This is a genomic window from Dactylosporangium sp. NPDC005572, assembly GCF_040605515.1.
In the GTDB taxonomy this organism is placed as follows: Bacteria; Actinomycetota; Actinomycetes; order Mycobacteriales; family Micromonosporaceae; genus Dactylosporangium.
Genome location: NZ_JBEXCY010000236.1, coordinates 1 through 16,751, shown reverse-complemented (window position 1 = coordinate 16,751; position 16,751 = coordinate 1). Strand labels below are relative to the sequence as shown.

The window sequence follows — 16,751 nt, the reverse complement described above, 5'->3', positions numbered from 1 at the left end:
GCCTCCAGTGGCGCGCCGGTCAGGCTGGCCGCGGCGCCGAACAGCCGCGCGGCGGTCGGGGCGTCGCCCGTCCGGGCCGCGACCCCGGCAAGGGCCGGCAGGGCGTACGCGAGTGGCCACCGGATCCGCGCGTGGACGGCGACCGTCACGGACTCCGCCAGCAGCCGGGCGGTGCCGCGGTCGTCGCCGGCCATCTCGGTCACGGTGGCGCGCATGTTGAGGATCGTCGCCACCGCGAACGGGTTGCCGCCTGCGCGGGCGGTCGCCTCGGCCGCGGTCAACCAGCGGACGGCGGTGGCGGGGTCGCCGGAGAGGATCGCGATCTGCGCCCGCACGCCGAGCAGCAGTGCTGCGGCCCAGCCGCCCCCGTCGGCGGGCGCCGCCGCGACGACCCGCGCCGCACCCGGCACGTCGCCGACGAACACTGCCGCCAGCCCCGCGATCGCCGCCGTCTCGGTGAGCAGCTGGGTGTCGCCCAGGGTACGGGCGAGCTCGAACGCGGCCACGGCGTCCTCGCGGGCCCGGGGCAACTCGCCGAGCACGTATGCCAGCACGCCGGCGGCGCCCAGCGCGTGGCAGCGCGGACGGGCGGGCAGCGCCGCCGTCCGGGCCCGGTCGAGCCAGCCGAGGCCCTCGGCCGCGTGCCCGCGCAGCGTGAGGTACAGGATGAGATCCCAGATCATCGTGGCGGCCGTGGTGTCCCTGCCGGTCGCGATGAGCCGTTCGACGGCCGCGTTGAGGTTGGCGTGGTCCTCCTCCAGGGCGTCCAGCCGCCGCGCCAGGTCGGCGCCGTCGAGGTCCGGGCGGCTGCGGCTCGCGACGGTCCGGAAATGTTCGGCATGGCGGTCGGCGACCAGCTCGGCGTCCGGCGCACCGGCCAGACGGCGCTGCGCGTACCGGTGGATCGGCCCCAGCATCCGGAACCGGGTCTGCCCGGCCGGGCTGGCCAGGCTGGCCGGGACGCGCACGACGAGGGACTGCTCGACCAGCGTCGCGAGGTCGGTCATGGCGCTGTCCTCGTGACCGCCGACCGCCTCGGCCGCCTCCAGCGAGAAGGTCCCGCTGAACGCCGCGAGGCGGGTGAACAGCCGGCGCTGCGCCCCGTCGAGCAGCTCATAGCTCCAGTCGACAGTGTCCTGGACGCTCTGCTGCCGATCGGGCAGGTCCCGGATCGCTCCGGCCGACAATGCATAGTCCAGCCGCTCCAGCAGCGCGGCCGGCTCCAGCAGCCGGGACCGGGCGGCGACCAGCTCGATCGCCAGCGGCAGGCCGTCGAGGCGCCAGCAGATCGCCGCGATCGTCGCCGCGTTCTCCCGGGTGAGCGACACGGGGGCGCCCATGGCCGCGGCCCGGTCGAGGAACATGGCCACCGCCGGCGAGCGCTCCACGCCGTCCGGGTCGTCCAGTGCCCACGCGTCCGGCACCTCCAGCGGCTCGACGACCACCTCGTGCTCGGCCCGGATCCGCAGCGGTGACCGGCTGGTCGCCAGCACGACCAGGTCGGGGCAGCGCGCCACCAGATCGGCCACGTCGACCGCACATCCGAGCAGGTGTTCGAGGTTGTCCAGGACGAGCAGGAGCCGGCGGCCGGCGAGGAACTCGGTGAGCACAGTGCGTACCGACACGCCCGGTTGGCGTTGCTCCGCGATGCCCAGCTGGCGGGCCACGCTCTCCAGCACCTGGCCGGGGTCCCGCAGCGCGGCCAGCTCCACGATGACGTGCCCGTGCGGGAACGCCTGCGCCACCTGGGCGGCGACCGCCAGCGCCAGCCGGGTCTTGCCGACGCCGCCCGGCCCGGTCAGCGTGACCACCCGCCGGGACGTCAGCAGCGCCGCGACAGCGGCCACGTCGGCCACGCGCCCGATGAGGGGCGAGCGCGCGACAGGCTCGTCGAGCGTAAGCACTGGCGCGGCCGACGCCGCTCGCGCCTGACTGGGGACCGCCGCGGCGAGGGCGGCCCGCTCACCGTCGTCGAGCCCGAGCGCGTCGGCCAGCGCTCGCACGGTGTGCGGATACGGCCGGCGCCGCACCCCGCGCTCCAGGGCGCCGATCGCGTTGACCGTCAACCCGGCCCGCTCGGCGAGCTCCTCCTGGGTCAGCGCACGCTGCTCGCGCAGCGCGCGCAGGTGGGCGCCGAACCCCCCGGCCACGGCCGGCCCTCCCGCGGACCGCCCGGGTTCGGCGACCGACGTCGCGGCCCGGGCCGGCGGCGCGTGGTCGAGGGCCGAGTCGTGCCGCAGGATGGCGGTCTCCAGGGCCTGCAGCTGCGGTCCCGGCGGCAGTCCCAGCTCGCTGTCCAGCACCGAGCGGGCCCGGCGGAAGGCCGCCAGTGCGTCGGCCTGGCGACCGGAGCGGTACAGAGCGAGCATCAGCTGGCCCCAGGCCCGTTCCCGGAACGGCTGCCGGTCCAGCAGGTTCTGCGCGGCAGTGGTCGCTTCCGCATTGCGGCCGGCGCTGAGCAGGATCTCCACGAGATCCTCGACGGCGGCGTCGTGGTGCTCACCGAGCTGGGCGGTGACCGCGGTGGCGAACTCCTCGTCGGCGAAGTCGGCCAGCGGCGCGCCCCGCCACTCGCCGAGCGCCGCCGTCACCGCGTGCTCCGCCTCGGCGAACGCGCCCGCGGCCAGGTGGGCGCGGGCGGTCTCCACGCCGGTGGTGAACCGGACCGCGTCGACCTGGTCGCCGTGGACTGCCAGCAGGTAGCCGGGCTCGCGGGTCACCAGCAGCATCGGCGGGGTCCGGGGCGGCCGGTCCGGTTCCAGCACCCGCCGCAACTGCGAGATGTAGGCCTGGAGGGTGCCCGTCGCGCTCGACGGCGCCTCGTCCGCCCAGAGTCCGTGGATGATCCGGTCGAGCGAGACGACGCGGCCCGGCTCGAGCAGCAACAGGGCGAGCACGGCCCGCTGCTTGCGGGCGCCGAGGTCGAGCGGGATTTCGCCCGGCATCTGGACGACCTCCAAAGGACCGAGGATCCGGAAGTCGAGCCGCGCCATCGCGCCACGATAACGACCGTTCGGCGCGCGGGGCATCGCCTATGAATCTTGGACGTCCACCCGGACGGACGAACTGAGAGCCGGAATGGCCGGGAGCCGACCCCGCTGCTGCGTGCTTCGTCGTCCACTGCGCCGTGGATCCGGGCTGACGTCGCCAGCACCTCGCGCGACGGTCGCTGACGTCTGCGAGGACGCTCAGCGCGGGCGCGAGCCGTTCGTGGTGCTGGCTGTTCCCAGGGACGGCGGAGATCGGCGGCGAGTGGGCGGCGTGGTCGGGTCGACGACCTCGACCGCCCCGGACGGCAGCGCCTTGACGAGGTCGGACAGCACCGTCATGCGGCGGCCGTGGATCCGCCGCCGCCCGGGGTCGATGCGGCGCGTCGACCCCGGGCGGGTGGGATCACAGGTTGCTCGCCCCGTGCGTGCCGTCGGCGTTGCCCCAGAGGTCCTGGCCGAGGTAGGCCGCCGCGCCGCACCATGCAAGGCAGAACTTCGCCTGCGCGACGGTGTCGTAGCGGGTCCGCGCGGGGTTGTAGTACCCCGTCGGGGCGTTGGTCCACTTGTCGAAGTACCAGCCGTAGCCCGTCGACGTGCTCCAGCTGTTGCTGCCGCCCCAGACGGTCCGGCCGTCCTGGCACCAGTTGACGGTGCCGCTGATCCGGTACAGCGTGCCGCCGAACGCGTTCTCGGCCCAGCGCGACCGGGTGTAGCTCCAGCAGGCGGAGGCCGCCAGCCGGGCCGCCTCGTCGGCCGCCAGCGGACGGCCGGCGGCGGCGCGGGCGGCGCGGTACTGCCCGGCGGACAGCGGCACCACCCCGGAGCCCGACTCGTGCAGGCTGACCGGCACGGACGCCCGGTCGGTGAGCGCCGGCGCGGCCGGGCCGGCGAAGGCGGCCGGCGCGGCGAGCGCGGCCGTGGCGATGCCCGCCAGGGCCGCGAGGCCGAGGCGGAGGAGTGCCTTGGGCACGTCAGGTTCCCTTCGGGTGAGCGTAGCGGTGGGGTCCGAGCGCCACGAACCAGCGCCCGTCGTGGCGGTAGAGCCAGATCCGGTCGATGAACGGCGCACCGTCGAGCAAGCCGGTGAGGTCGGCCGGGCGGACCGCCGCCGACTCGGTACTGCCGATCGAGACACCCGTGACGACGAGCCGCCCGGCGCCGAGGCGCTGGAGCCGGTCGGTGATCTCGGCGGCCGCGTCGTGCTCCGGGTCGGCCAGGCGCTCCAGCCGGCCTCGGTCGCCGGCGGCGAGCGCCTCGACGTACCCGGCGACCGCGGCCTGCGGGTCGGCCGCCCCGCCGGGGTCCGCGCGGGCGAGCGCCACGGCCAGCCCCACGAGGCCGGCCAGCAGCACGGCAGCGGCGGCGATCAGCGGCACCCGGCGGTTCATGTGCGGTGGGCGTACTTCCAGGCGTTCAGGTTCGCCGGCGTGGCCATGATCTCCTTGAGCCGCTTGTCGCGGTAGTCCGACCCGTGCTGCGTCATGAGCGGGCCGGTCGAGTCGCGGCCGGTGCACACCTGGGTGTGGCTGATGTTGTAGTCGTAGTCGTAGTCGTACTGCAGGACGTCACCGGCGCCCATGCTGTACATGTCGATGATGTAGGTGCGGCCGGAGCCGGTCGCGAACCAGTACCAGTTCTCCGCGCCGCCCCAGGTGTAGCTGCACGTCGACGGGTACATCGTGTACCACCAGTTGGCGCTGCTCTTGCGGTCGCTGCGCGGCGAGGAACCGACCGTCGCCCAGCCGCCGGCCCGCATGACCTGCGAGATGAAGTTCGTGCAGTCGTCGGAGTAGGTGGGGTACGCCGGGTTGCGCCCGGTCGCCCAGGCCCGCGCGTAGTTCACCATCGCGGTGTAGTTGTAGCCGGCCAGCGCCACGACGCCGGACCCCGCGGCCTTGGCCACCGCCGGGCCCGCCGACGGCTTGCCGGCGGGCTCGACCGCGGTGAGCGACCGGGCCGCCCGACGGTCGTTGAGCGCCCGCAGGTCGGCCGGCAGCTCGTCGGCGAACTGGGTCGCCGGCGTGGAGAACGGGTCCGCCGGCAGGTAGCTGGCGCCGGCCAGCAGCCAGCGGCTCCCGTCGCGGCGCAGGTCCACCTCGTGGTCCGCCCAGTACGTCATGTGCGTCACGGCGCCCGGGGCGACGTCGGTGTAGTAGAGGTCGGTCTGCTCGCGCACCGTCGCGACGACGCGGGTGCGCTCGGCGGTGAACCGGCTGACCGCGACCGAGGTCGAGGCCCGCCGGTAGCCGCCGTGCACGTCGTTCAGCCAGTGCCGGACGCCGTCGAGCCGGTCGGCCGCCGTGCTCAGGGCCGAGGCCTGGGCCGGGGTCGCCGCGGTGACGCCGAGCGGCCCGGCCGCGGTGATCCGGCTCGCCCGGTCGGCGAGGTACGCCGTGGCGAGCTCCCGGACCCGCGCCGCGGCGCCGGCGTCGGACGGCCCCGGGGCGGCGGCGCCCGCCCGCCCGGGCCCGGCGACGACCGCCGCCCCGCCCAGCAGGGCTGCCGAGATCACGGACCTGCGTCTCATGGAGGTTCCTCTCTGTGGTGCCTTGGATGCCGCGCCGCCCTGCGCACCCCCGTTTCGGGCGCAGTGGCCGGCGGGGTCCACGATGGGTCGGCGGCGGCTTGTCCGGCAGGGTCCGCACCGCCGGACAAACAACGCCGGACAACCCTTGGTACCTTCGGCGCCGACACGGAGGTGGGCGTGGGTCGTCCCGAGAAGCCGCTCGATCCCTCGGCCGGCCCGGCGCAGCGGCTGGCCTGGCAGCTGCGCCGGCTGCGCGACGACGCCGGCGGCCCGGGCTACCGCCAGCTCGCGCGGCGGGTCCACTTCTCGGCGAGCACGCTCGCCGACGCCGCGAAGGGCGACCGGCTGCCCTCGCTGGAGGTGACGCTCGCCTACGCGGCCGCGTGCGGGGGCGACGCCGACGAGTGGCGGGCCCGGTGGACCGCGGCGCGGGAGGCGCTCGACGCGCCCCTCGACGCGCCCCTCGCCGGGGTCGACGAGGAGCGCTGCCCGTACCAGGGGCTCGCGCCGTTCGAGCCGGAGCGGGCCGAGTGGTTCTTCGGCCGGGACGACCTGGTCGAACGGCTGCTGCGGCTGGCCGGGCGGCAGCCCGTCGTCGGCGTCGTCGGGGCCTCCGGCAGCGGCAAGTCGTCGCTGCTGCGCGCCGGCCTGCTCGGCGCCGGGCGGTGGCGCGCCCTGCTCCTGACGCCGACCGAGCGGCCCCTCGACGCGCTGGCCGAGCAGGTCGCGAAGCTCTCCGGGCGGGACCTGCCGGCGGTACGAGACGAACTGGCGGCCGATCCGGCGGCCCTCGACGTCGCGGTGCGCGCGGCCCTCGCGGCCGGCCCGCCCGAGGACCGCCTCCTGCTCGTCGTCGACCAGTTCGAGGAGCTGTTCACGCTGTGCGCCGACGACGCGGAGCGGGACCGGTTCGTGGCGGCGCTGCTCGACGCGTGCCGGGGGCCCGCGCGCCGGGGCACGCTCGTGATCGGCCTGCGCGCCGACTTCCTGGCCCACCTCACCCGCGCCCCGGACCTCGCCGAGGCCCTGGCCGAGGGCGAGCAGCTGCTGGTGGGGCCGCTGACGCCGGCCGGGCTGCGCGACGTCGTGGTCCGCCCGGCCGCGCACGCGGGCCTCCGCGTGGAGCCGGCGCTGGTCACCACCATCCTCGCGGACGCCGCCGGTGAGCCGGGCGCGCTGCCGCTGCTCTCCCACGCGCTGCTGGAGACCTGGCTGCGGCGGGACCCGGACGGGCTCACCCTGGCCGCCTACCGGGCCAGCGGCGGCCTCCACGGCGCCATCGCGCAGACCGCCGAGCGCGTCCACGCCGACTTCAGCCCGCCGGAGCGCGAGGCCGCCCGCCGGGTCTTCCTGCGCCTCACCGCGCTCGGGCAGGGCACCGCCGACACCCGCCGGCGCATCGCGCTCAGCGAGCTCGACGGCCTGTCCGACGGTACCGGCGCGGTGCTGGACCGGCTGGCCGAGGCCCGGCTCGTCGTGCTCGGCGGCGACGGTACCGCTGCCGGCGACGGCACCCGCACCGCGGAGGTGGCGCACGAGGCGCTGATCCGCGCCTGGCCGCGGTTGCACCGCTGGCTCACCGGCGACCGGGCCGACCTGGTCGTCCACCGGCGCCTCACCGAGGCCGCGCAGACCTGGGCGGCGCTGGGCCGCGACGCCGGCGCCCTGTACCGCGGTACACAGCTCGCCACCGCCGGCGCCTGGGCCGCCGACCACCCGGCCGAGCTCAACCGGCTCGAGGCGGCATTCCTGCGGGCCGGCGCGGCGCAGGCCGCCGCCGACGAGGACCGCACCCGCCGCCAGAACCGGCGCCTCCGCGTGCTCGCCGCCGGCGTCACCGTGCTGCTCGTCGCCGCCGTCGCGGCCGGCGGCCAGGCCTTCCGGCAGCGGCAGGACGCGCGGGAGCAGCAGCGCACCGCCCTGGCCGGGGAGCTGGCGCTGCGGTCGCGGGCGCTGCTGGCCACCGACCCCGCGCTGGCCGGCCTCCTGGCGGTCGAGGCGCACGCCCTGCGTCCGGGCCCGGACACGCTCGGCAGCGTGCTCAGCGCCGCCGCGGCACCCCGGCGCGTCGCACTCAACGTGGGCGGGCCGTCCGTCTACGGCGTCGCGTTCACGCCCGACCGGTCCCTGCTCGCCGCCGCCCTCGCCGACGGCGGCGTCGCCCTGTGGGATCCGGACCGCGGCACGCCCGTCGCCAGATTCACCGGCCACGCCGGCCGCGCGGCGGGCGTCGCCTTCGCCGACGACGGACGGCTGCTGTTCTCATTGGGCATCGACGGTACCGAAGGCGCCGTGCTCGTCCGTGACACCCGCACCGGGCGGGAACTGGCGCGGTACGCCGAGCCCGGCGCCGGCTCCGTCATCGCCGTCACCGCCGACGGGGCCCGGTTCGCGGTCCCGGTCGCCGCCGGCATCGCGCTGCACGACCGGCGCACCGGCACCCGCACCCTGCTGCCCTCCCCGCTGGCGACGTCGCTGAGCTTCTCCGCCGACGGCGCGCTGCTGGTCGCGGCCGGCGGCGCGGGCCCGCCGGTGGTGTGGGACACCGCCGGCGCGACCCCCGTGGCGCACCTCCCCGCCGACGGCGTGACCTCGGCGCTGTTCGACCCCGCCGGGCCGCTCGTGGCGGGCTCCGCCGACGGCCACGGCGTCCATCTGTGGAGCGTCGCCCCCGGCGCCGTCACCGCGCTCCCGCCGCTGCCCGGCCTCTTCTCCTGGGCCGCCTCCGCTCCGGCCGGCGGCCGACTGGCCGTGGTCGACGAGGGCGGCGCCGTCACCGTCTGGGACCTCGCCCGCCGCGTGCCGGTCGCCGCGTTCCACGACCGCGGCCGCAGCGAGACGGTCATGGCCACCCTGAGCCGCGACGGCACCATGCTCGCCTCGGCCGGCTTCAACGGCACGATCGTCGTCCACGACCTGCGCGGAGCGCCGTTCGGCGGCTTCACCGGCGCGGTGCAGGACGTGCGCGTCAGCCCCGACGGCCGCACCGTCGCCACCGCCCACGCCGACCGCGCCGTGCGCCTATGGGACCGCGCCGGCCGCCCCCTCGCGACCCTCGACGGCCATCCGGACGAGGTCGAGGCGATCGCGTTCAGCCCCGACGGCCGCCGCCTCGCCGCCGTGTCCCGCGACAATACGGTGACCGTCTGGGACGTCGCCGGCGGCCGCCCCGCCCTGCCCGCGTTCCGCACCACCACCGCCGGCGCCTCGACGGACGTGGCCTACGCCCCCGACGGCCGCTCGGTCGCGGTGGCGACCCTGGGCCCGTACGTCTGGGACGTCAGCGACCCCGCCGGCCCCTCCGACGCCACGGCCCGCTTCCCGGCCCGCATCGTCACGTCGCTGGCATACTCGCCGGACGGCCGCCACCTGGTCGGCGCGAGCGTCGGCGGCTACCTGAACCTGTGGGACGCGGCCACCGGCGCACTGGTCCGCCGCGTCAACGCGGGCCAGGGCGCGCTGCAGGACGTGGCGGTGAGTCCCGACGGCACGCTGCTCGCCCTGGCCGGCGACGGCCGCACGGTGACCCTGTGGGACGCCGGCGGCGCCGCCCGCGTCGCGACCCTCGACGCCCACACCGCCCCGGTCCAGGTGCTGGCCTTCAGCCCGGACGGCCGGCTGCTGGCCTCCGCCGGCGACGACCGCACGATCGTGCTGTGGGACGTGCCGACCCGCCGCCGCCTCGCGGTGCTGACCGGCCACGAGTCCCGCATCCGGGGCCTGGCCTTCCTGCCGGGCGGCACGCTCCTGTCGGCGGCCGAGGACGGCCGCGTCACCGCGTGGCCCTTGGACGCGGAAGCGGCCGCCGACCGCGTCTGCGCCGCCGCCGCCCGCCCGCTGACCCGCGCCGAGTGGGCCGAGCACCTGGGCGACACCCCGTACCGCCCCGCCTGCCCCCGCCCGTGACCACCCACAAGCCCGCTCGCGCGGATTCGCGTCCGACCACGTCGGGAACATCCGTCCCAGGTGCATGCCAGCGAGGCGATGAGCTCAGGACCAGGTCACGACGGTGAGGCCGTCGTCGGCAAAGACGGATGGTTCAAGACCCAGGCACGGCTGGCGGGCATAAGGTCGACTCGACACGGCGACCTTCGCGAGAGCAGGACGGGGCAGGACATGGACCAAGGCACCCGCGACGAGGTACTCGGCCGCCTGGCTGAGGCAGTAGGGTCCGTCACGGTCACACACCCGACGCGGGTTGCCGTCGACGGGCCGCCCGCCGCAGGCAAGACCACGCTCGCCGACGAGCTGGCCGTCGTCCTGCGCGCACAGGGCCGCGACGTCATCCGCGCGACGATCGACGACTTCCTCTTCCCCCGGGCACAGCGCTATCCGCGCGGCGAGTACTCGGCCGAAGGCTGCTACTTCGACACCCACGACTACGACGCGCTGAACCGGGTGCTGCTCGATCCGCTCGGCCCGGGCGGAGATCGACGCTTCCAACACGCGGTCTACGACCGCACAGCGGATACTGCGCTGTCCCCGCCGGTCACGACCGCGTCCGCCGACGCCGTGCTGGTCTTCGACGGCGTCTTCCTCATGCGCCCGGAACTGATTGATCGGTGGGATCTGCGCATCTTCGTGTCGACCGCGCTCGAGAAGACCGTGGATCGTGCCGTGATCCGAGAGCGCCGGGTGTCATCTCGGGCCGAAGTCGAACGACGCTGGCGCGAGCGGTACATCCCCTCCCAACAGTTCTACTTCGCTACGGTCCGCCCGACCGATCACGTCGACATCATCGTGCACAACGACGAGCCCCAGCAGCCGGTCTGGGAGACCCGAGCACACTGACCGCGCTCAATTTCGGCTACCGCGCGCCGCAGCCCGCCTTTGGAGCCCCAGCGCGCTAGACCACGGCGAGGATTCGCGCCAGCTCTGTGGGCCGGGTCATCATCGGCCAATGCCCGGAGTCGATGTCGACCAGGTCGACATGCTTGGCCCGGGCCAACTCAGGTACGTCTCCCGCGGCGATCCACTCCTGCGCCTCGGCAGGCGTGAACTCCGGGCACACCACCACGACCGGGACGTCGAATCGCCGCTCATCCGTCAGCCGTACGACGTCCCTGGCCACGCCCTCGGGAACCGGGATCGCCGCCGCCGCGAAGGCCTGCCGGGCCTGCTCGTCCAGGTCGGCCGCGTCCGCCCCGTCGAACGGTCGCCAGCCTGGGAACGGCATGACGCCGTCGCGAATCTCGAAGAAGTCGGCGTACGGCCGCCCGTCGCCTGAGGGGAACCCGCCGATCAGCACGACCTTCGCCACGCGCTCGGGCCGCGCGTCGGCCGCCATCCAGGCCAGGGTGCAGGCTGCGGAGTGCCCCACCACCACCGACCTGCCGGGACCCGCGTCCACGGCGGCAAGCACCGCGGTCAGCTGGTCGGCCAGCGTCGCCGACATGTTTCCGTCGCCCTGTCCTGGCAGGGTCACCGGCACGGCATGGCGGCCGCTCTGTTCCAACTCGCACGCGACGCTGTTCCACACCGACCCGTCGAGCCACAGGCCACCCAGGAGCACGATCTGCTCTGCAGTCATGGGAACCAACCTAGAGGCGATTCCGGACGCTCTACTTCCGGTACTCGGCGAGCGCTCTTACGATTGGTCGCGTGTCGGGGCCGCCACAGAAGAAGAAACGCCGGCGCAGACGGCGTCACGGGCGGTTGCCAGAGCTCAAGGATCGTGAGACTCCTCGGCGCGGACAGAGGCCTCGGACTGGGATGCTGGGCTACTGGCTGCGGCGGCCGGAACCGAGCGTTGCCATCTCGGCGATCTTCACGTCGATCTTTCTGCTGATGACCGCCGCGACGCGTGAGTGGGCTCTCCTGATCATCCTGCTGCCGTGCGCAGGCGCGGGTCTGTTCGTGTGGATGACACGGCATGCCTGGCGCCATAACGCCGACCGCTGGCAGAGGGGATATGACGACGTCTTCTGACTTCCAGCCTGGCAGCGCCGATGAGCGGGCGGTGGTGGCTGGCGTCAACAGCACCTTCCGGGTCGAGGCGGGCTCGGTCCGGTCGAGGCTCGTGCAACCTGTCGGTGTGGCTGCGGTGTCCTTGGAGCATGGCGCAGTGGGAGGCACCACCTGCCTTCGAGGAGTATGTGCGCAGCCGTCACGCCGAGCTGTTGCGGTTCGCGCATGTGCTCACGGGGGACCGGTATCTGGCCGCGGACCTGGTCCAGGACGCGCTCGTGCGGGCTGGGTTGGGCTGGCGGCGCATCCAGCGGCAGGACGACCCTGAGGGGTACCTGCGCCGCACGATCGTCAACGGCTACCTCAACCGTCGGCGGACGCTGCGGCGCGAGCGGCTGGTCGCGAACTTGCCCGAGCAGCTCGATACGGCGAATGACGCCCGGCCGGGCGGGGCGGTCCTCGCGGACGACGAGATGTGGTGGCTGCTCGCCACGCTTCCCCGCCAGCAGCGGGCCGTGCTGGTGCTGCGGTATTACCTGGACCTGTCCGAGGCGCAGATCGCCGAGGTGCTCGGCTGCTCGGCCGGCACGGTGAAGAGCAACGCCTCACGGGCGTTGGCGAAGCTACGCACCGGTCTGGTCAAACCGGTCGGCTCGACCGAGAGGGGCACGTGATGACCGTCGAGGAGCGGCTGCGGCGCACGCTGGCCGACGAGGTTCTGGTGCTGCCCGCGTGGCCCGACCCGGTGGGCCGGGTCAGCGCCGGGATGACGCGCCGGCGCCGTCTGCGCCGCCTGTTCGGCGCGGTGTTGACGGCGGTGCTGACGGTGCTCACCGCAGGGGTCTGGACGGCGGTGGTCGCGCCGGCCGGTCCGCGGCCCGCACCGTCGCCGTCCGCCGCGACTGTGCCGTGGAAAGACAGCCCGATCGGTGCCGTGGACCTGTTCCCCCCGCCGAGCCCGCGACCGTCGGCCCGGCCGTGTGGCGCCGCCGACCTGGCCTCGTCGGTCACGGTCACCGACAACGGCGCGGCCGGAGGGCACCGGTTCATCGACGTCAAGATCCGCAACACGAGCGGCAGCCGCTGCACGCTGTCCGGCTCCGCGCAGCTCACGGCCACCGACGCCAGGACCGGCGCGCGCGGCCACCTGACGACCCGTTCCGGCACCGGCTACGCCGGCACCGGCTACGAGACACCCGCGACCATCGACCCCGGCGAGGAGGCGACGCTCGGGCTGGTCACGGGCAACGGCTGCGACGGCGGGGCCAACCCGACCACCTACCGGGACATCGCCGTGGTGATGCTCGGCCGGTCGTACCCGCTCGGCGCGCTCACCGTGCAGACCACGTGCGAGCTCGAGGTCACCGACTGGATGCTGGACATCCAGACGCGCCCGCTGACACCGCCGCCGTACGCGAGGCTGGTGCCGACCCTCGACGTGCCCGCCACGGTCACGATCGGCCAATGGTTCGACTTCACGGTCACCCTCACGAATCCGACCGGGGCCGCTATCGCGGTCGTGCCATGCCCCGCGTACCGCATGACGGTCTTCAAGGGCGGCGGGACGTACTGGCTGAACTGCCCCGGCACGCCGGTCCCCGCGCACGGCGCGATCCGGTTCGCGATGCGCCTGCAGGTCGCCAGCTCCACCCCGCCCGGCCTGGTACACCTGCAGTGGCAGTTGCTGGACCAGCCCGGCGTCAGCCCGGTGGCCGACGCCGCCCTCACGGCGACCACCTGACACGGCCGGAGGATCCGTGCTTTGCTTCGCCGCGGCGCGCAGCCGGACGTCAGCTGCCCGCCTGCGCCGGACGCGCGAGCCCGGTGACGACCAGGACGGCCTGCGGACCGAGATCGCGGCGACACGGACCCGGCCGTCAGCAGCGGTACGAGGCGTAGTGACGACGGCTCAGCGGCGAGCGCGGGTACCGCGATCGGTACCCGCGTCGCTCTGGTCACCGCCGGGGCGGGTTCGGGATCGCCATGCAGGACGGCACGGTGCGTACGACTGCGGGGACGGCGATCGTGGTGTGGCCTTCGCGGTCATTGCGTATGGCGTACCCGAAGGCCAGGGTGTCGGCGGCTGGGATCTTGTCGGGCCGGATGGTGATGACCACGCCGTCGTCCTGGAATCGGTAGGAGACCGGATACCGGTCCAGTTCCGCGGGAGTCGCCGTGGTGAGGAACGGAAACATCGGATCCATGTCGAGCGGTGTCCTGCACTGATCGGCTGGGACCATCCGCATGACGACCGTACGCGCACCGGCCCGCGCGAGTTCGGAGTTGAGCTTTTTCGTATCGTTCAGGCGGGCGGCGCGGAACGAGACGGCAATCGACCCGTCGGCCTGCTTGTCCACCGTGTACGCCGCGGCCGGTTCGGCGATGAAGAACGCGGTGGCGGCGGCAGCCACGGTCGCACTGGCCACGGCGGCGACGAGCCGGCGACGTCCACGCCGCCGGGGTGACGCCTGTGGCGCGCCGAGGACCCGTTCGAGCAGGGCCCGCGCTTGCGAGTCGCGCGGATCGGCGTCGGTCATCGTGAGGGCGGGGTCGGCCGCGCGCAGGCGGTCCAGAGTGTGGTTCATGGGCTGGTGCTCCCTTCCGGAATGATGGATGGCCGGGTGCGCCGGGCCGCCGAGGTGTACTGCTCGTCCGTTGCCAGCAACCGCTGGGCGAATCGCCGCCGCGCGCGGTGCAGCCGAACCTTGAGGGCGGTGCGCGTGCAGCGCAGGACGAGTGCCGCCTCGGCCACGTCCAGCCCGTCCCATTCGATCAGCCGCAGGACCTCCTGGTCGGCCGGCGACAGCTCGGCGAGCACTGCACGTACGCGGATCTGCTCGTCGACCCGCGCGGAATGGTCCGCCACGTGGATGTCGCCGCCGGCCGCCGCCTTGGCGGTCAGTCGTTCCAACCGCGTACGCCCTCGCAGTTCATTGGTGATGACCTGCCGGGCGGTGGCGTAGAGCCAGGCTCGGGCGTGGTCGGCCGGCAGTTCACCGAACCGGCGCCAGGCGGTGAGGAACGTGCCGGCAACGATGTCGCCCGCCGCGTCGGCGCCTACCCGACGTGTCGCGAAACGCGTCAACTCCGCGTAGTGGGCCTCGAACAGTTCCTCGAAGCGCCTTCGGGCGGCCGCGTCGTCTGGTTCCATACCTGGGAATGTCCACCTGGAGCCGTCTGGTTACCGGTCCAACTGTAAGTTCACGCGATCATGGCTTCACTGAGTGCCTCCGGCGGCTGTAGCTGCCCCTCAGCCCCTTCGCGATCCATCCTGTTCGCCCACGTCACGTGGACCTCGCGCCGGGCCGCCGGTGCGGGCTGTCACGCCACGTAGCGATCGGATCGCGGCAAGTACGGAAACGCAATCAAGCCTGGCGGCGGCGCGCTGTCCGGTAAATGACCGGAGTGGGCCGACCGTTCGACGACCTGACAGGTTATCCCTGTACCGCGCTGCGGAGCGCGGTGAGACCGCGGAACGGATGGATCCACCCATGTTCGGTCGTCGGAAACTGCTACGTGAGGGCGTGGCCGCCCAGGCCGTTGTCGTGTCGAGCGAGCTTCGGATTCCTGCAGGCCGCAAGTCCGGCAGGTGGCTCATCCAGCTCGCGGTCCCGTTCCCGGATGGAACGACCGGCTCCGCGTCATGCAAGATCGACGAACGGCGCATACCCGTGCCGTCTCCGGGCGCCCTCGTGCCCGTGCGGTACGACCCGAACAACCACGCCAAGGTGGTGGTCGACGGCCCGGCCCTGGACGCACGCCGGGCCGCACGGTTGCAGGCCGCCGCGCAACGGGATGCCGCCCGGGTGCAGGAAGCGCTAGACGCTGTGCGCGAACGTAACGGGGACACCCCGACTGGCTGAAACCCGTTCAACGGTTCGCGCGAGGCTTCTCGGCGAAGAGACGGACGACCTCGCCCTGGGCGACGAGCATGGGCCTGTCCTCAGGATCGACGAACCAACCTGGACTGTTGAGCGATACGGAATAGTCAGCCGTCAAACTCACTACAACCCGCGGAATGCCGTGCGCCCGCGGCATCGGCAACGTCCTCAATTCGGCACGAGCGGACGCTTGACCTCACCGAGGGGCCACCACTCACCGTCTGGTGACGAGAACCGGCGGCGGAGAGCGTCCGCAGTGCCATGAGCGGATGCCATGATTGTCGCCGAACGCTCAGTTCCCGGCTCTGCGCGGGGCGTCGCGCAGGGCCACGGCTATCCTCGCCGTGCCCACCGGGCCGCTGCCGGGATGCTGCGGTGGTCCGACACCAGTTGGCGGACTTCGACCTCGGCAACGAACTGTTCAGCAGCGAGTTCTCGGCGCTGGCGTATGCGGTCCAGCCTGAAGCGCGGAACGGACAGTTGCGAACGTGCATGGGTTGGCGGTATTCGTTCATGGTGATCTTCCAACCCGCTTCCGTGCTGTCACCGGCCGACAAGCGTCGTCAGCGCCGCAGGTTCTTCCTGCTGCTGGCCGGGCTCGTCGTCGCCTTTGCCGTCCTCTGGTTCGTCAATCACAACGAGCCGGTGAAGGCCGATGCCGGCGACTGTCTGAAGGGCACCACGGCGGACGAGATGGAGATCGTCGACTGCACTTCCCCCGACGCGGTCTACACGGTGCTCGGCAGGGTCGAGGACCGCAGCGAGACGGACGCGGAGTCGATCGAGAGCGTCTGCAGCCAGTGGCCGGAGGCGACGCATGACTACTGGCGCAGCCAGAAGGACAGCAAGGGCATCGTGATCTGCCTCAAGCAGCGATAGGCCGCTGTTCGGCGCGACCGAAGGTGACGTTCGTCGCCGCGACCAGGTCGTACCGCACGCTCGAGCACCCGCAGGTAGCCATGTCGTAGCTGCGGCGACCAACGGCTCCGCGCCCGGGCACAGCGGCGACACAGCTCTCGTTGGGACGGTGATCGACAATGGCGACCGCTTCCTTGGCGTTGACGACGCTGCTCGTGCAGCCGCCGCTACGGCGAATTGTTGCGGCAGAACTGGCTGGAGCCTCGCCGACCAGGTCGAGGCGCCCAACCTGGTCGACGCCTCGACGGTGAGACCACACCGCGACAGTGACCATCAACGCGAGCGCTGCCACCGTCCCATCGCCCGACCCGGGCATCCCCAGCGGAACTGCCCACAAGCGCCGATCGCGGCTGACTCGAAAATGGTCAGTGCGTGGGCAGGCGGCAGCACCAGGGCGGAGTCCTGGTGGGCTTGGTGGGTCAGGCGGCGGCGAGTTCGGGTCTGGGGGTGAGGGTGACCTTCTGGCCGGTGATGCGTTCGAGCTGGGTGATCAGGTTGTGTTGGTGGCGTTGGCGGTAGGGGGTGTCG

Annotated in this window: 16 protein-coding genes; 7 read left to right on the top strand and 9 right to left on the bottom strand. The window is 73.6% G+C overall.

Annotation, left to right across the window (positions count from 1 at the left end; genetic code table 11):
- From ABZS66_RS53000 to ABZS66_RS52980, 5 genes are all read right to left on the bottom strand, one after another.
- On the bottom strand, positions 1-2,993 hold a 2,993-nt coding region (locus ABZS66_RS53000), incomplete at its 3' end, for a BTAD domain-containing putative transcriptional regulator (protein ID WP_354771076.1).
- Between the two features lie 195 nt (positions 2,994-3,188).
- A complete protein-coding gene (locus ABZS66_RS52995) occupies positions 3,189-3,329 on the bottom strand; it encodes a hypothetical protein (protein ID WP_354771074.1) in 141 nt (46 codons plus the stop codon).
- A gap of 64 nt (positions 3,330-3,393) precedes the next feature.
- On the bottom strand, positions 3,394-3,960 hold the full coding sequence (locus tag ABZS66_RS52990) for a hypothetical protein (protein WP_354771072.1): 567 nt from the start codon (positions 3,958-3,960) through the stop codon (positions 3,394-3,396).
- Position 3,961: 1 nt separating this feature from the next.
- Positions 3,962-4,378, bottom strand: coding sequence for a hypothetical protein (locus tag ABZS66_RS52985; RefSeq protein ID WP_354771070.1), 417 nt, complete (start codon positions 4,376-4,378; stop codon positions 3,962-3,964).
- Positions 4,375-5,517 carry an amidase domain-containing protein gene (locus ABZS66_RS52980; RefSeq protein ID WP_354771068.1) on the bottom strand — a complete coding sequence of 381 codons (1,143 nt, stop codon included), beginning with the start codon at positions 5,515-5,517 and terminating at the stop codon, positions 4,375-4,377. Before ABZS66_RS52980 ends, ABZS66_RS52985 begins: the two co-directional genes overlap by 4 nt.
- A gap of 177 nt (positions 5,518-5,694) precedes the next feature.
- Here ABZS66_RS52980 and ABZS66_RS52975 point away from each other — a divergent pair, with 177 nt between their 5' ends.
- Together ABZS66_RS52975 and ABZS66_RS52970 are read left to right on the top strand one after the other, a co-directional pair.
- Positions 5,695-9,423: a hypothetical protein gene (locus tag ABZS66_RS52975; RefSeq protein WP_354771066.1), complete on the top strand. Its 3,729-nt coding sequence runs from the start codon at positions 5,695-5,697 to the stop codon at positions 9,421-9,423.
- A gap of 210 nt (positions 9,424-9,633) precedes the next feature.
- Positions 9,634-10,308, top strand: coding sequence for a uridylate kinase (locus tag ABZS66_RS52970; RefSeq protein ID WP_354771064.1), 675 nt, complete (start codon positions 9,634-9,636; stop codon positions 10,306-10,308).
- A 55-nt stretch (positions 10,309-10,363) separates the two neighbouring features.
- On the opposite strand, the gene ABZS66_RS52965 is transcribed toward ABZS66_RS52970, so the two are convergent.
- Positions 10,364-11,047, bottom strand: a complete 684-nt coding sequence (locus ABZS66_RS52965) for an alpha/beta hydrolase (protein ID WP_354771062.1) — start codon at positions 11,045-11,047, stop codon at positions 10,364-10,366.
- 182 nt (positions 11,048-11,229) lie between these two features.
- Here ABZS66_RS52965 and ABZS66_RS52960 point away from each other — a divergent pair, with 182 nt between their 5' ends.
- The 3 genes from ABZS66_RS52960 to ABZS66_RS52950 all read left to right on the top strand — a co-directional run bounded on the left by ABZS66_RS52960 (position 11,230) and on the right by ABZS66_RS52950 (position 13,165).
- On the top strand, positions 11,230-11,445 hold the full coding sequence (locus ABZS66_RS52960) for a hypothetical protein (protein WP_354771060.1): 216 nt from the start codon (positions 11,230-11,232) through the stop codon (positions 11,443-11,445).
- A gap of 128 nt (positions 11,446-11,573) precedes the next feature.
- Positions 11,574-12,098 carry a SigE family RNA polymerase sigma factor gene (locus ABZS66_RS52955; RefSeq protein WP_354771058.1) on the top strand — a complete coding sequence of 175 codons (525 nt, stop codon included), beginning with the start codon at positions 11,574-11,576 and terminating at the stop codon, positions 12,096-12,098.
- Positions 12,098-13,165, top strand: coding sequence for a DUF4232 domain-containing protein (locus ABZS66_RS52950; protein ID WP_354771056.1), 1,068 nt, complete (start codon positions 12,098-12,100; stop codon positions 13,163-13,165). Before ABZS66_RS52955 ends, ABZS66_RS52950 begins: the two co-directional genes overlap by 1 nt.
- A gap of 214 nt (positions 13,166-13,379) precedes the next feature.
- Here the strand turns inward: ABZS66_RS52950 and ABZS66_RS52945 are convergent, their stop codons facing one another.
- Together ABZS66_RS52945 and ABZS66_RS52940 are read right to left on the bottom strand one after the other, a co-directional pair.
- Complete coding sequence (locus ABZS66_RS52945; RefSeq protein WP_354771054.1) at positions 13,380-13,961, bottom strand: hypothetical protein; 582 nt, start codon at positions 13,959-13,961, stop codon at positions 13,380-13,382.
- 44 nt (positions 13,962-14,005) lie between these two features.
- Complete coding sequence (locus ABZS66_RS52940) at positions 14,006-14,575, bottom strand: sigma-70 family RNA polymerase sigma factor (RefSeq protein WP_354771053.1); 570 nt, start codon at positions 14,573-14,575, stop codon at positions 14,006-14,008.
- Positions 14,576-14,915: 340 nt separating this feature from the next.
- Here ABZS66_RS52940 and ABZS66_RS52935 point away from each other — a divergent pair, with 340 nt between their 5' ends.
- The gene (locus ABZS66_RS52935; RefSeq protein ID WP_354771051.1) at positions 14,916-15,287 is read left to right on the top strand and encodes a hypothetical protein; all 372 of its coding nucleotides are present in this window, start codon (positions 14,916-14,918) and stop codon (positions 15,285-15,287) included.
- A 408-nt stretch (positions 15,288-15,695) separates the two neighbouring features.
- Positions 15,696-16,184 carry a hypothetical protein gene (locus ABZS66_RS52930; RefSeq protein WP_354771049.1) on the top strand — a complete coding sequence of 163 codons (489 nt, stop codon included), beginning with the start codon at positions 15,696-15,698 and terminating at the stop codon, positions 16,182-16,184.
- Here ABZS66_RS52930 and ABZS66_RS52925 read toward each other — a convergent pair.
- Positions 16,171-16,515 carry a hypothetical protein gene (locus ABZS66_RS52925; protein ID WP_354771047.1) on the bottom strand — a complete coding sequence of 115 codons (345 nt, stop codon included), beginning with the start codon at positions 16,513-16,515 and terminating at the stop codon, positions 16,171-16,173. The genes ABZS66_RS52930 and ABZS66_RS52925 overlap by 14 nt on opposite strands.
- Between the last annotated feature and the right edge of the window lie 236 nt (positions 16,516-16,751).